The sequence below is a fragment of the Terrabacter sp. GCM10028922 genome (genome assembly GCF_042666095.1).
Classification (GTDB): domain Bacteria; phylum Actinomycetota; class Actinomycetes; order Actinomycetales; family Dermatophilaceae; genus Terrabacter.
Genome location: NZ_JBHTFG010000009.1, coordinates 372,025 through 385,342, shown reverse-complemented (window position 1 = coordinate 385,342; position 13,318 = coordinate 372,025). Strand labels below are relative to the sequence as shown.

General features: G+C 68.6%; 14 protein-coding genes. 7 read left to right on the top strand and 7 right to left on the bottom strand.

Annotation, left to right across the window (positions count from 1 at the left end; all coding sequences use genetic code 11):
• The first annotated feature begins 4 nt into the window (after positions 1 to 4).
• Positions 5 to 730: an FMN-dependent NADH-azoreductase gene (locus tag ACFQU3_RS10605; RefSeq protein WP_385909469.1), complete on the top strand. Its 726-nt coding sequence runs from the start codon at positions 5 to 7 to the stop codon at positions 728 to 730.
• A gap of 47 nt (positions 731 to 777) precedes the next feature.
• On the opposite strand, the gene ACFQU3_RS10600 is transcribed toward ACFQU3_RS10605, so the two are convergent.
• The 4 genes from ACFQU3_RS10600 to ACFQU3_RS10585 form a co-directional block, all read right to left on the bottom strand.
• Entirely contained in the window at positions 778 to 1,632 is an 855-nt protein-coding gene (locus ACFQU3_RS10600) for a hypothetical protein (protein WP_385909467.1), read from the bottom strand.
• A 1-nt stretch (position 1,633) separates the two neighbouring features.
• On the bottom strand, positions 1,634 to 2,863 hold the full coding sequence (locus ACFQU3_RS10595) for an NRAMP family divalent metal transporter (RefSeq protein WP_385909465.1): 1,230 nt from the start codon (positions 2,861 to 2,863) through the stop codon (positions 1,634 to 1,636).
• Entirely contained in the window at positions 2,860 to 3,318 is a 459-nt protein-coding gene (locus ACFQU3_RS10590) for a hypothetical protein (protein ID WP_385909463.1), read from the bottom strand. The genes ACFQU3_RS10595 and ACFQU3_RS10590 overlap by 4 nt, the downstream gene beginning before the upstream one ends.
• 231 nt (positions 3,319 to 3,549) lie before the next feature.
• The gene (locus ACFQU3_RS10585; RefSeq protein ID WP_385909461.1) at positions 3,550 to 3,771 is read right to left on the bottom strand and encodes a hypothetical protein; all 222 of its coding nucleotides are present in this window, start codon (positions 3,769 to 3,771) and stop codon (positions 3,550 to 3,552) included.
• Positions 3,772 to 3,913: 142 nt separating this feature from the next.
• Between ACFQU3_RS10585 and ACFQU3_RS10580 the strand changes: the two genes are divergently transcribed.
• The 6 genes from ACFQU3_RS10580 to ACFQU3_RS10555 all read left to right on the top strand — a co-directional run bounded on the left by ACFQU3_RS10580 (position 3,914) and on the right by ACFQU3_RS10555 (position 9,814).
• Positions 3,914 to 5,281 (top strand): extracellular solute-binding protein, encoded by a 1,368-nt coding sequence (locus ACFQU3_RS10580; protein ID WP_385909459.1) that lies wholly within the window; start codon positions 3,914 to 3,916, stop codon positions 5,279 to 5,281.
• Positions 5,274 to 6,197, top strand: coding sequence for a carbohydrate ABC transporter permease (locus ACFQU3_RS10575; RefSeq protein ID WP_385909457.1), 924 nt, complete (start codon positions 5,274 to 5,276; stop codon positions 6,195 to 6,197). Before ACFQU3_RS10580 ends, ACFQU3_RS10575 begins: the two co-directional genes overlap by 8 nt.
• Complete coding sequence (locus ACFQU3_RS10570; protein WP_385909455.1) at positions 6,194 to 7,126, top strand: carbohydrate ABC transporter permease; 933 nt, start codon at positions 6,194 to 6,196, stop codon at positions 7,124 to 7,126. The genes ACFQU3_RS10575 and ACFQU3_RS10570 overlap by 4 nt, the downstream gene beginning before the upstream one ends.
• A gap of 342 nt (positions 7,127 to 7,468) precedes the next feature.
• Positions 7,469 to 8,215 carry an ANTAR domain-containing protein gene (locus ACFQU3_RS10565; protein ID WP_385909453.1) on the top strand — a complete coding sequence of 249 codons (747 nt, stop codon included), beginning with the start codon at positions 7,469 to 7,471 and terminating at the stop codon, positions 8,213 to 8,215.
• Positions 8,216 to 8,348: 133 nt separating this feature from the next.
• On the top strand, positions 8,349 to 9,125 hold the full coding sequence (locus ACFQU3_RS10560; protein ID WP_385909451.1) for a GAF and ANTAR domain-containing protein: 777 nt from the start codon (positions 8,349 to 8,351) through the stop codon (positions 9,123 to 9,125).
• Complete coding sequence (locus tag ACFQU3_RS10555; RefSeq protein ID WP_385909449.1) at positions 9,122 to 9,814, top strand: GAF and ANTAR domain-containing protein; 693 nt, start codon at positions 9,122 to 9,124, stop codon at positions 9,812 to 9,814. Before ACFQU3_RS10560 ends, ACFQU3_RS10555 begins: the two co-directional genes overlap by 4 nt.
• A gap of 79 nt (positions 9,815 to 9,893) precedes the next feature.
• On the opposite strand, the gene ACFQU3_RS10550 is transcribed toward ACFQU3_RS10555, so the two are convergent.
• The 3 genes from ACFQU3_RS10550 to ACFQU3_RS10540 form a co-directional block, all read right to left on the bottom strand.
• Positions 9,894 to 10,268: a PRC-barrel domain containing protein gene (locus tag ACFQU3_RS10550; protein ID WP_385909447.1), complete on the bottom strand. Its 375-nt coding sequence runs from the start codon at positions 10,266 to 10,268 to the stop codon at positions 9,894 to 9,896.
• A 183-nt stretch (positions 10,269 to 10,451) separates the two neighbouring features.
• Complete coding sequence (locus tag ACFQU3_RS10545; protein ID WP_385909445.1) at positions 10,452 to 11,342, bottom strand: universal stress protein; 891 nt, start codon at positions 11,340 to 11,342, stop codon at positions 10,452 to 10,454.
• Entirely contained in the window at positions 11,339 to 13,162 is a 1,824-nt protein-coding gene (locus tag ACFQU3_RS10540; RefSeq protein WP_385909443.1) for an amino acid permease, read from the bottom strand. The genes ACFQU3_RS10545 and ACFQU3_RS10540 overlap by 4 nt, the downstream gene beginning before the upstream one ends.
• Positions 13,163 to 13,318 lie beyond the last annotated feature (156 nt).

The following is a 13,318-nucleotide window of genomic DNA, read 5'->3' as shown; positions in this document are numbered from 1 at the left end:
CGAAATGAAGCTCCTCCACATCGTCGCGTCGCCGCGTGGCGAGAAGTCCAACACCATGCGGATCTCCGGGGCGTTCGCCGACAGCCTCCGAGAGCACCAGGAGAACGTCGTCATCGAGACCGTGGACCTCTACAACCACGATCTGCCGGCCATCGCCGGTGACAACATCGAGGCGAAGTACACCCTGATGCTGGGTCAGCCGATCAGCAAGGACCACGCTGAGTCGTGGTCCCAGATCGAGCGGGCCATCACCCACTTCCTCTCGGCGGACGCGTACCTCCTCACGACCCCGATGTGGAACTTCTCGATTCCGTACGCGCTGAAGTACTACATCGACTGCATCGTCCAGCCGGGCTACCTGTTCCGGTACAACGAGATCGGCCAGGCGGTGCCCATGGTCCTCGGCAAGAAGATGATCTGCGTGTCATCACGCGGCGGGGACTACTCACCGGGCTCGCCGATGAACGTCTTCGACTTCCAGGAGCCGTACCTGCGCGCGATCTTCGGCTTCATCGGCATCACTGACATCGAGTTCATCAACGCCCAGCCGATGGACATCACACCCGAGCTGCGCGAGGGTGCGGTCGGCGCGGCCATGGAACACGCGGCCGCTCTGGCCGTCCGGCCCGACTGGGCGACCGTGGCTGCCGATCGACTCCCGGCAAACCCCGCCGGGCTCAAGCCCCGACCGATCGTCGATGACGAACCGGTCGCAAGCACGGCCGGCTGACGGCGCCGCACGAGGACGAGGTCGTTGGCCCTTCCTCGGTCGCGATGTCACGCCTCGAACGGATGGCGCATCTGCGTCGTCTCGACGGTGATGGTGTGCGCGGAGTCGTCGATGCCGGCGAGGCCGCCGATGGGTACGACCCGGTCGTTGCGGTGCAGCCAGCGGAAGAACGCCCGCAACAGCGCCGGGCCCTGCCTGGCGTCCGCGGAGTAGCCCAGCTCGGCCCCGAGCTGATGGGACGTGAACTGGAGGTGTGTCACCCGCAGCGGCTCGGGGTGCCCGTCGCGGGGACCTCCGAGCGCCCACAGGTCGCGGAGCCGGCCCAGCCGGTCCCCGTCCGTCGACACTCCCGTCCGCCCGAGGAGGTCGCTGAGCAGTCGCCCATCCGGCCGCGGACGCAGCACAGCCTCGCTCTCGGCCCCGCCCTGCGCAGGCTCGGTGGCCTCCGACGAGGCTGATTCGACCAGATCACCGGGTCGCTCGTCACTCGCCCCGCCCTTGGCCCCCGGGATGCGGGAGATGACGAACTCGCGCAGCCACAGCTCGAGCCCGAGAGTGCGGGCGAGGTGCCGCGCTGCCCAGTCGTCGAGGGCGACGGCGGAGCCGATGTCGGTGACGTGCTCCGTCGGCACGACGACCGGTGTCGGCTCGCGGTCGGGGTGCAGCCGGCGCCAGACCGCGTTGGTCCACGTGCCGAGCTTTCCCGGGAGCCGCTGGCTGAGCGCGGCCGGCCCGACCATGAGACCGGTCACGAGCCAGCGCCCGTCGACCTCTGCCAGCTCCACGTCATCGACGTTGCCGAGCAGCTCACCCTCCGGGCCCACCATCTGGTGGTCGACGACGCGAAGCACGAGGTCGACGCGTCGAAGTCCGTCATTCGGCTCGTTCGGTCGGTCCGTCATGTCACTGGCCTGCTCTCGTGATGATCATGAGCGGGATCGCCGCCACGGCCGCGACCCCCACGACGACGAGGTAGATCGTGCCGAGCGTGTTGGCGAGCCGGCCGTTCGCGTGGCGGCCCATGTAGGTGCGGTCGTTCGCCACGACGAGGATGGGGAAGTAGGTCAGCGGCAGCGCAACCGCGCTGAAGACGACGGAGTACTCGGTCAGCATGATGGGGTCCACCGTCGTGAGCAGCGTGCCGACCGCCACGACGGTCGAGAGGAGCAGCACCGTGTGGAACCGGGCTGCCCGCAACGGCTCGACGTACTTGCCCCACTGCCAGCCGAGGTACTGCGAGATGCTGTAGCCGACCGACAGCCCCGTCTCGCACGCGGCGCCGAAGGTGGCCGCGAAGAACCCGAGCAGCACGAGGGCGAGGCCGAGCTGGCCCAGAGCCATCCCGACCGGAAGGCCGATCTGTCCGAGGGTGTCGACCTGGATGCCCTGCGACTGGAAGACGACGGCGGCGCTGCCCGCGATGGCGATCGACAGGATGCCGCCGAGCGGGAACCCGACGAAGACGTTCGCCCGCATGACGCCGAGATCCTTTTCGGTCCAACGCTCCTCGACGCCGCCGGAGGAGAAGAAGAACACTTCGTACGGTGTCATCGCCGCACCGAAGAGGGCGATGGCGTAGTAGAAGTACGTCGTGTGGCTCTCGTCGTGCGGCACGAGCGGCCGCGATGCCTGACGCCAGAGGTCCGACCAGTCGGGCCCGAGCTGCCACAGTGCGACGGCGAAGACGATGAGCGCCAAGCCCGCGACGCCGAACACGTTCTCGAGCACCGAGAACTTCACACGCCACAGCACGATCCACACCGCGGCGCCGACGACGGGGATCCACAGGTAGGGGTTGACGTTCGTCGCGAGCTGGAGCGCGAGCGCGATGCCGCCGATCTCGGCCGTGAACGTCAGCAGCGTCACCGCCATCGAGGCCACGAGGTTCGTCAACCCCACACGGGGGCCGAGGCGCTCGCGGATGAGGTCGAAGGTGGCGCGTCCGCTCACGGCGGCGACGCGCCCGCTCATCTCGGCGAAGACACAGATCCCGACGATGCCGACGACCACGACCCAACCGAGCGAGAGCCCGAACCGGGCGCCCACAAGACCGTTCGTCACGAGGTCACCGATGTCGACGAATCCGCCGATGGCAGTGAGGATCCCGAGCGCGATCGCGAAGAACCTCTTCATTTGAGCGCCTCGGCGGCCTCATCCAGCCGGTCCCCCAGCTGACGCAGCGCGGTCAGGTCGTCGCGCAGCGCGTCGCGGTCGTCGCGGCGCACCGACAGGCGAGCCGTCGACAGGGCGTCGCTCGTGTCGCCCAGCAGGTCCATCACCTGGTCGCGCAAGGGGTCGTCGTCGGGGGCCGGTGGGTCGACGTTGCCGAAGCTGTCCTCGATCGGTCCGAGGGCCTCGTCGTGGTCGGTGAGGAGAGTGATCGCGTACTGCTGGGTGAGGCGGTCGCGAAGCCGCGCCTCGACGGCGAGCGCAGCCGACCGCGCCTCGCTCCGCGCCGACTCCAGTGCCGCGAGGGCGTTCTGGCGGAAGGCGCCGGTGTCCGGCGCCGGGGCCACGCATCCGCCGGAAGCCAGCACGCCAGCAGCCAGGAACGCGGCCACCCTCGCGCGAGCACCGGTCACGCTCACGTGTGCTCCCGCAGCAGGAACCATGCGAGCAGCATGAGCAGCACGGCGAAGATGAGCCAGCCGCCGCCCAGGGCAAAGCCTTCGGTCATCAAGCCTCCTCGTCCACAAGCACGGCGACGCTCACCCCCTGCATACCCGATGACACACCCGGTCGCGCGACATCGCTGACGGCGCGTCCCCGAACGAGCCCGGCGATGCCTGCGGCTCGCCGGAGCCGAGGGATGCGGGAACCTACTCGCTCTGGTGGGCGGCCCCGACCGACCGCAGGGCCTTCACGAGCTCCGTCTCGCGGAGATGCAGCTCACGAAGCTCGGTGTCGGAGCCGCCGAGGCACCCGCTCGAGGCCAGTCCACCCATGCCGAGACCGCCTGAGACTGCTCCGGTCCGGCTGTGCGTCGCGAGACGCCGGATCTCGTCCTCCACCTGGGCCAGCTCCATGATGAGCTGCCTCACGGACCTCTCCATGAGGCTCAGATACCCGCGGCGCCGAAGCCCTAACGAGGCGAAACGGGCAGAGAAGCGTTTCTCGCGCCGCCTCCCCGGGTACTTCTGCGGTGGCGGTGCACATCTCGCACCGGGAGGAAGGGAGGCGACGATGCGATCCAAGTTCGTGGTCATGGCGGCGGCAGCAGGACTGCTGGCTGGATGTGCCGGAGTCGGTGGCGGCAGCGGAGGTGGCGACGCCGGCGCAGGCGGCGGGACCGCCGGCGGGACGCCTCAGGGAACCTTGAAGATCATGGGTTTCGGCGGTGAGGACGAGGTCGCCCAGGCCCGGGTCAACGCCTTCAAACAGGCCTACAGCGGCGTGAAGGTCAGCAACGCCAAGGGCGACTTCGACGCGCAGCAGTTCCTCACGGCACTCGCCAGCGGCAACCCGCCGGACCTGGTCTACATGGACCGCAACCTCATCGGCACGTATGCCAAGAAGGGTGCGATCGTGCCGCTGGAGGACTGCATCTCGAAGCAGCAGATCGACACGTCCCAGTACCGCGAGGCCGCCATGCGCTCGGTCACGCTGGCCGACAAGGTCTACGGCATCCCAGAGTTCTACATCGTCACGACGAACCTCGTCGACGCCAAGTCCCTCAAGGCGGCCGGAGTGTCGACGAGCGAGATCCAGACGAAGGACTGGGCCGCCCTCAAGGCGACGACGGCCAAGCTCTTCAAGAAGAACGGGAACAAGCTGGAACGCATCGGCTTCGACCCGAAGCTGCCCGAGTTCTTCCCCCTGTGGGCCACGGCCAACGGCGCGACCATCATCAAGGAGGACGGCGCCCCGAACCTCAACGACCCCAAGGCTGTCGAGGCACTCGAGTACGCGATCGGGCTCGTCAACGACCAAGGTGGCTGGACGACGTTCAAGTCCTTCCGCGACGCGTTCGACATCTTCGGCGAGAAGAACCCGCTGTCAGCCGGTTCGGTCGTCGCGTTCCCCATGGAGAACTGGTACGTCAACGTCCTGCGCGACTTCATCGGCAGTGGTCTCCAGCTCGACAGCACCCAGTTCACCGACCACGAGGGCAACCCCGTGAGCATGGTCGGCGGGAGCGCCTGGGCCATCCCGAAGGGCTCGAAGAACCCCGACGCCGCCTGCGCGTGGGCCAAGACCATGACGGACAAGGCCACGTGGATGAAGGCGGCCGATGCCCGCATCGCCAAGGTCAAGGAGGACAAGAGCTTCTTCACCGGGCTGTTCACGGCCAACAAGCCTGCCGACGAGGAGATCCGGGCGAAGTACCTCACCGACGTCCCCGACGCCGGCTTCAAGCGGGCCATCGACAACTTCTACGCGACCCTCGACGCGGCCGTGGCGCTCAACACGTCGCCGGCCGGGGCCGAGATCGACGCAGCCTGGCGCAGCGGGGTGACGCGTGCCCTCGGTGGACAGCCCGCCCAGCAGGCGCTCGACCAGGCGCAGAAGGAGGCACAGGCGGCATTCACCAAGGCCGGCGGCAATGGCTGAGCGGTCCCGGCCGGGACTGCTGGAGCGGCGCGAGGCCCGAGCGGCCTACGTCTTCATCGCCCCGTGGGTCATCGGCTTCCTCGTCTTCACGGCGGGGCCGATGGTCGCGAGCCTGTGGCTGTCGTTCACGGACTACTCGCTCGTCGAGCCCGGTCAGGTCGTGGGGACGGCGAACTACCAGCAGCTGGTCGACGACCCACGGGTCGCGAAGTCGCTCGCCAACACGTTCGTGTATGCCGCGATGTTCGTCCCGCTCGGCACCGCGGTCGCGCTCGCGCTCGCCATGCTGCTCCACCGCGTCGGCCGCGCCGCCGGGTTCTTCCGCACGGCCTTCTACCTGCCGGTGATGACGCCTGCCGTCGCGGCAGGGGCGATGTTCCTGCTCCTGCTCAACGGCCAGCGTGGCCTCGTCAACCAGGTGCTGGGGTGGTTCGGCATCACCGGGCCGAACTGGACGACCGACCCTGCGTGGCTGAAGCCGTCACTGGCCGTGGTCAGCCTCTGGACCGTCGGAGGGAGCATCATCATCTACCTGGCGGCGCTCAACAACGTGCCGCGTCAGCTCCACGAGGCAGCCCTGCTCGACGGTGCCGGCCCGGTCCGGCGTTTCGTCAGCGTCACGCTGCCGATGATCTCCGGGGCCCTGTTCTTCACGGTCATCACGCACACCATCGCGGCCATGCAGATGTTCGACCAGGCGTACACGATGTTCTACGGACCCCAGCAGAAGTCGACCGCCTCCGACGAGTCGCTCGTCTACATGGTCTACCTGTTCCAGAACGCCTTCGAGTTCTTCAAGATGGGCTTCGCCTCGGCCATGGCCTGGGTCCTCTTCCTCATCATCCTCGTCATCACCGTGATCCAGGTCAGGGTGGGCAACCGCTTCGTCTACTACGAGGGAGGGTCGACCCGATGAGCGTCGACACCCGGCCCGTGCCTCCGTTCACGGAGCCGCCACCCAAGCCCGAGCCCGGGGTGCCCTCGACTCCGGCGGGTCCAGCAGGCCGACGTGCCCGGCGCCTCGGCCCCGGCGCCGTGCTGCGGTGGCTGCTGCTGCTCGTCGCGACCGCAGCCTTCACGTATCCGCTCATCTGGCTCGTCAGCGCTTCCCTCAAGCCCAAGTCGCAGGTCTTCGACAACCGGCTGGTACCGGAGACGGTCCAGTGGTCCAACTTCGTCGAGGTCTGGGACGCCGGGCCGGTGCTGCGATGGCTCCTCAACTCCGGAGTGGTCTCCCTCATGGCGGCTCTCGCGGTGACGTTGTCGAGCGCCTTCGTCGCCTTCGGCTTCGCGTACTTCCGGTTCCGGCTGCGCGGCCCGCTCTTCGGCCTGGTGCTGGCCACCATGATGCTGCCCGGTGCCGTGACGATGATCCCGGTCTACCTCATCTGGCACCGGCTCGGACTCGTCGACACCCAGGTGCCGCTGTGGGCCAACAACCTCTTCGGCTCCGCGTTCTACATCTTCCTCATGCGCCAGTTCTTCCTCGGCATCCCCCGTGAGCTCTTCGAGGCCGCCCGGATCGACGGGTGCAGCCACCTGGGTCTCTTCAGGCGCATCGCGCTACCCCTGTGCCGTCCGGCACTGATCATCGTCTTCATCTTCGAGCTGCAGGCGAGCTGGTCGGACCTGCTCAAGCCCCTCATCTACCTGCAGACCGAGGAGTACTTCACCATGCCGCGGGGGCTCAAGCAGATCATCGACGGCTTCGCGCTGTCGGGCGAGTACCACTGGGAGATCGCCATGGCCGCCACGCTGGTCGCCACCTTGCCCATGATCATCGTCTTCGCGTTCGCGCAGCGCTACTTCCTCGAGGGGCTGGCGACCACGGCGCGACAGGGCTGAGGCCCGCTCTCCCACGGCGTGCCGGCCGGAGCGGCGACCTCCCATGATGGTGCCCGTGTGATCGGGTTCATGGGGCGTGAACGAGTCCATACTGGAGTCAGGTGTGAACCCCAGGACTCGGCGACGGGGGCCGCCCCGTGATCTGTGCAAAGAGGAGTCATGGCACGCGAGACCAGCGGGACGCAGGGTGGCTCGACCGGCGCGGAGCCGCTCACCACGCGCGACCAGGTTCGGCTACGGGGAGGCGAGCTCACAGCTGCGGAGGGTGGGTGTCTGGGTGCCCACGACAGGTGGTCTCCCAGGGTGAGTGGGCACACGGCCGGACGCATGAGGGAGGCTGCGATGGCAGGCACGACGCCAACACCGGACGTCCTTGACGATCTTCGCCAGCTCGCGCTCGCGTTCACCGAGCTGGGCGACCGGTTGAGCAGTGTGGCCGCTCGGGCGCCGTTCGAAGCGATCGTGGATCTCGCCCTGGAGCGCGTGAGCGACGCGGTCGGCGCCAGCATCACGATCTTCCGGCGAGCGCATTTCGCGACCGTGGCGGCGACCGACGACCGCATCAGGCGCGCGGACGCGCTCCAGTACGAGCTCGGTTCCGGGCCGTGCGTCGATGCGATCGTCGACCAGACGGCCTACCGTCCGCGTGACCTGCGCACCGACGATCGGTGGCCCGTCTACGGCAAGCTCGTGGCCGAGCAGCTCGGCCTGTGCAGCATGCTGTCGTACCGCATGCTCCTCCAGACGCAGGAGGTCGTCGCGGGCCTGAACCTGTATGCCGAGCAGCCGGACTCGTTCACCGACCGTGATGCGCTGGTCGGCCTGCTCCTGGCCACGCACGGGGCCCAAGCCGCCTCCGCGTCTCTGAACCGGCGCCGCGCCGAGGAGCTCGAGCAGGCGCTGCGCACCAACCGGCGTATCGGCATGGCCATGGGCATCCTCATGGCCCGGCACGCGGTGACCGACCACCAGGCGTTCGACCTGCTGCGGATCGCCAGCCAGAACAGCAACCGGAAGCTCGCAGACATCGCACGAGATGTCGTCGACACGGGCGCCCTCGACGTGCCTTTCACCAGGCGCAGACCTTGACACGGCACACCCGGTCGGGACCGGGCGACGACGGCGTGCCGGCGAGGCACGTCCGGTACAGCGACGCCTCCGGATCGACCGCGGAACCCGCGGTCACGCCCAGCAGGCGCTGTCGCCACGCTGGGAGGACGACATGAGGGACAAGTCCTCGGTCCTCACGGAGCTCGCGAAGGCCGTGGCGGTACAGGAACGACAGGCATCCCTCCCGGAGCGACTCTGTCATGCCGCCGTGGCCGTCATGGGAGCACGCGGGGCCTCACTCACCATCGCCTACACGGCGCCACATCGCGTCACGCTGTGCTCCACCGACGACACGGCGGCCAGGCTCGAGGACCTGCAGGACGTGCTCGGACAGGGCCCCGGGCCGACGGCGTACCGCACCGGCCGCCAGATCCGGGTGACAACCGGCGATCCCGTCGACGCGGGCGATGTCAGGTGGAGCGAGTTCGACGCAGCCGTCCGAGACGCGTTCGGTGCCATCACGATCACCGCCATCCCGATCCACCCGGACGGAGATGTTCTCGGCGTCCTGACCTGTCACCATCCCACCGACTCCGAGCCTCGGCTCGAGGAGGACACCGCGCAGTTCCTCGCGGATGCGATCGGCGTGGCCCTTCTCAAGGACCCCGACCAGCTGGCCACCGACCTCAACGGGCCCTGGGCCAGCCGCGCCCAGATCCACCAGGCGACCGGCATGGTCGTCGCCCAGCTGAGCGTCAGCCCGGACGAGGCGCTGGCCCTGCTCCGCGCACACGCCTTCGCCCACACCTGGTCCCTGGCGCAGGTCGCAGCGTCGGTGGTCGCCGGAGAGCTCAACTTCGCGGGGCCCGACCCCGATACCGACCCCAGCAGACGGAGCCCGAGGGCCGCGGACACCACCCAGAAGAGCGACGGGACCAACCAGCCATGACACTCACCCCCCTACAAGCGCTTGCCCGCGCCACCTCGGCGCTCGTGTCCCGGCACGACGTCACCGACGCCCTCGCCACTCTGCTCGGTGACGCCCAGGAGTCTCTGGGCGCGGCCGCAGCCGGGATGCTCGTCGCCACACCCTCCGGCGGGCTGGACGTCCTGGCGGCCACCTCGCACCAGGCCCTGGACCTGGAGCTGTACCAGGCGCAGGAGCAGCACGGCCCGTGCGCCGACGCCGTGAACGGCAATGCGACCGTCCTGCAGGACGACGGCCCGGATCTCGAGGAACGCTGGCCCGACCTGGCACCCAAGATGCACGCGGCCGGCTACCGCGCAGTCCAGGCACACCCGCTGCGCTGGCACGGGCAGGCGATCGGAGCCATCAACGTCTTCCACCACAAGGCGCACCTCACGGCCGACGACGTCACGCTGGGGCAGGCGTTCGCCGACATCGCCACCCTGCTGCTCATCACCCCGAACGAGCTCAGCATGTCCGAGGTCACCGCCCGCACCGAGGCCGCCCTGGCGGGACGAACCATCATCGAACAGGCCAAGGGCGTCCTGGCGCACCAGAACACGATCAGCGTCGAGCACGCGTACACGATGCTGATCCAGCTCGCCCGGATGCAGGGAACCAGCCTCACGGACACCGCTACGGGCATCGTCCGGAACGCCTACCAGACCTGAGCACGCGAGCACAGCGCGAGCAGAGGTATGCCGCCGGGCCCGGCCCGACGGCATACCTCTGTCCCCGCCAACCGGTCGGTCAGAGCGGGTTCCGCTCGTCGTAGGTGTCCCCGTAGTAGGTGCCCACGCGGTCGCGGTACGAAGGACTCGTCAGGTCGTCCTCGCCGAGCTCCGGCGAGTCCTTGATCTGGTCCTTCGTACGGTCGACGTAGACGCTCATGTCGTCCCAGTCGACCCGCTCCACCGTTCCGGCCGGCAGCATCACCTTGCGGCCGAAGATCCACGGTCCGGTGTCGACGACGACATAGCCGGCCCCGACGTCGCGGCTGGCCGCGTCGATCTTGCCGATGTCGCCATCCACGGCGTGAACCTTGAAGCCCGTCAGGTCCTCCTGACTGGCCGAGACCCCCGTGCTCTCCCGATAGTTCCAGGCGTCCCAGTTCTGGGTCGTCATGGTGTCTCCTCCCGTTCGAGTGGGTCTTGCGCCTTGACCCCTACCCGACGCGCCACCGCTCTAACGCTCCGGAGCAGCGGAACCAACCCGAGCCCCCACCCCCCAAATGTCGAGTGGGCACTTTGCACCGTGGTGGAAAGTGCCCACTCGACATTTGGGCGGGGGCGTAGCTCTCGCTGCCGTTCAGGCCGTCGACACGGGCAGGGCGATGACAGGCACCGGTGCGCAGCGCAGGATCTTCGAGGCTCGCGATCCCAGGAACACCGAGGCCAGGGGGCCGTGCGAGCTGGAGCCGACCACGAGCACGTCGCCCAATGACCACCGTGCCTGCCCCATGGCCTCGCGCCAGCTGTAGCCGTCACCGATGACGACCTCGAGGGGGCGCGGCACCTCGGGCAGCCGACGCACCTGGTCGAGCTCCTCGTTGATGACCTCGCTCGTGCGCTGCGACCACTGGTCCACGACCAGCTCCTCGCCCGAGCCCGCCAAGGTCGAGGCGAACACCATCTTGGGCCGCACCGAGAACGACGCGATCCGGAAGGAGCTCGAGGTGCGGACCGCGTAGTCGGCGGCCGTGTGCACGACAGACCGGTCCTCCGGGCTGCCGCCGAAGGCGACCGTGACCCGGCGGAGCCGGCCGCCCGGCTCAGCCTGGTAGCCACGCGGGGCCAGCGCGACCGGGACCGGTGAGCTGTGCACCATGCGGTCGGCTACGCCGCCCAGGCTGACCTGGCCCAGGCCGCCGTTCTCGGAGGAGCCCAGCACCAGAACGCTGGCGTCGTGCTCCTTCGCCACCTCCAGCAGCCCGGTGGGGATCGAGGCGGCGTGGTGGAGCATGAAGGTCGTCTTGACGTCGGCGGGCATCGACGCCTTGGCCTGGGCGAGCGTCTGCTCACCACGCTCGACCAGGTAGGCGCGGTAGTCGGTATCGACGCGCTCCGTGCTGGGAGGCCAGGCCGCGGCCACGACGACCGCGACGACGACGTCCTCGCCGGTCGAGCGGGCCAGCATCGCGGCCAGCTCCAGGGACGCGGTGCCGCTCTCCTTGAGGGTGCACCCCGCGACGATGGTCACGAGTCCTCCACGAGGGCAGGAACGGCACGGTGGGCGATCACGTGCGTGACCGGGATCGGATAGGTGCTGCGGGCGCGGTCGACCACGTCGTAGCGCTGCCAGACGGAGTCCTCCAGCGGCCGGGTCGCGATCACGATCTGGTCGGGCCGGAAGGTCTCGACCGCGTGCTCGAGCGCGCGCAGCGGCCGGTAGTCACCCAGCTCTCCCTCGACACGCAGGCTGTCCGAGCGGAGCGACGTGAGGGTGTGCTCCAGCCGCTCCCGAGCCGCCACGGCGGTCGCGTTCCAGACCTGCAGGGGACCGTTGACGGCTGCCTGGCCGGTCTCGACCGGACTGGCGGGCACGCAGACGAAGTACTCCGCCGCTCCCTCGGCATCGATGCGGCGCAGCTCGTCCAGGAGCTCGCCCGAGTTGACCGTCTCGTTGGCGAGCACGAGCACCCGGCGGGCATGGTCGGTTCCCGGCACCACAGTCCCGCCGCGGCGGGCCAGGACGAACTTGTTCACGGCGAACAGCACGAGGACCACGGCCCACGACAGCAGGCTCAGGACCAGCTGCGAGCGAACACTGTCGGTCAAGCCCATCTGGAGCAGCACCCCGACGATCGCCACCGCCGTCAGGATGGACAGCCCCGGGAAGAGCCACATCTTGACCTTGAGCGTCGACTCGTCGACCCGCATCCGCAGCCGGATCTGGGAGATCGAGATGAGCAGGTAGACGAACAGGATGATGGCGCCCGAGGAGTTGAGCAGGAACAGGAACACCCCGTCCTCGTCGATGGCCGCCGCGATGACACAGAGGAAGCCGACGACCGACGAGGCCAGGATCGCGGTCCTCGGCACACCACGACCAGTCACCTTGACGAGCTGGGCCGGCGCCTCGCGGCGGGCCGCGAGCACGAACAGCATCCGCGAGGAGGTGTAGAGACCGGAGTTGAGGCAGGAGAGCACGGCGGTGAGGACGACGGCGTTCATGATGTCGTCCGCGTACGGGATGCCCATCTCGGTGAAGGCGGCGACGAAGGGCGACCCGGAGAGGTCTTGCGAGTTCCACGGGAGGATCACGGCGAGCAGGAACACCGAGCCCACGAAGAAGAGGCAGATGCGGGTGATGACGGAGTTGGCGGCCTTGGCCACGGCCCGCTCGGGGTTCTCGGACTCGGCCGCCGCGATGGTCGCCACCTCGGCACCCACCATCGAGAAGATGACGGTGACCACTCCGGCCGTCAGTGCGCCCGGTCCGTGTGGCATGAAACCACCGTGACTCCACAGGTTGCTGAGGTCGAAACCCTTGTCGGGCCAGGCGCCGATGACGAACAGCGTGCCGCAGACGATGAAGAAGATGATGGCCGCGACCTTGATGCCCGCGAACCAGAACTCGAACTCACCGAAGGACGACACCGAGATGAGGTTGGTCGCCGTCATCAGCACCATCAGGACGAGGGCCGAGGACCAGAGTGGGACATCGACCCAGTACTGGATGATCTTGGCGCCGGCGACCGCCTCGAACCCGACGACGATGACCCAGAAGTACCAGTACAGCCAGGCCACCGAGAACCCGGCCCACCCCCCGAGCGCGTTGCGCGCGTAGTCGGCGAACGACCCCGTGGAGGGGTTCGCCACGGCCATCTCGGCCAGCATGCGCATCACCATGATGATGAGGACACCGGTCACGGCGTAGGTGAGGAACGCGCCGGGGCCGGCGTCGTTGATCACCGCACCGGAACCGACGAACAGTCCTGCTCCGATGACGCCCCCCATGGCGATCATCGACAGCTGTCGTTGGGTCAGGGTCTTCTTCAGCTCTGGTCCAGCTGACATAGGTGTCTCCAAGGGGAGGGCCTGCGAAGGCGGGAGGTTTCCGGTTGGTCTCGATGGACGTGGTGCCGGGTGGCCCGCGGATCTGGGCTCACCGGCCGTGCCGGGAGTGGGTGGCGCTCACGGGTCCGAGCGTCGGGGCGCGGACCGTCGGTGTCG

Coding starts and splice junctions, on each gene's coding strand:
- ACFQU3_RS10575 (WP_385909457.1), top strand. CDS start 5,274: ATGGCTGAGCGGTCCCGGCCGGGACTGCTGGAGCGGCGCGAGGCCCGA.
- ACFQU3_RS10550 (WP_385909447.1), bottom strand. CDS start 10,268: ATGACGACCCAGAACTGGGACGCCTGGAACTATCGGGAGAGCACGGGG.
- ACFQU3_RS10600 (WP_385909467.1), bottom strand. CDS start 1,632: ATGACGGACCGACCGAACGAGCCGAATGACGGACTTCGACGCGTCGAC.
- ACFQU3_RS10580 (WP_385909459.1), top strand. CDS start 3,914: ATGCGATCCAAGTTCGTGGTCATGGCGGCGGCAGCAGGACTGCTGGCT.
- ACFQU3_RS10540 (WP_385909443.1), bottom strand. CDS start 13,162: ATGTCAGCTGGACCAGAGCTGAAGAAGACCCTGACCCAACGACAGCTG.
- ACFQU3_RS10565 (WP_385909453.1), top strand. CDS start 7,469: ATGGCAGGCACGACGCCAACACCGGACGTCCTTGACGATCTTCGCCAG.
- ACFQU3_RS10555 (WP_385909449.1), top strand. CDS start 9,122: ATGACACTCACCCCCCTACAAGCGCTTGCCCGCGCCACCTCGGCGCTC.
- ACFQU3_RS10595 (WP_385909465.1), bottom strand. CDS start 2,863: ATGAAGAGGTTCTTCGCGATCGCGCTCGGGATCCTCACTGCCATCGGC.
- ACFQU3_RS10570 (WP_385909455.1), top strand. CDS start 6,194: ATGAGCGTCGACACCCGGCCCGTGCCTCCGTTCACGGAGCCGCCACCC.
- ACFQU3_RS10605 (WP_385909469.1), top strand. CDS start 5: ATGAAGCTCCTCCACATCGTCGCGTCGCCGCGTGGCGAGAAGTCCAAC.
- ACFQU3_RS10560 (WP_385909451.1), top strand. CDS start 8,349: ATGAGGGACAAGTCCTCGGTCCTCACGGAGCTCGCGAAGGCCGTGGCG.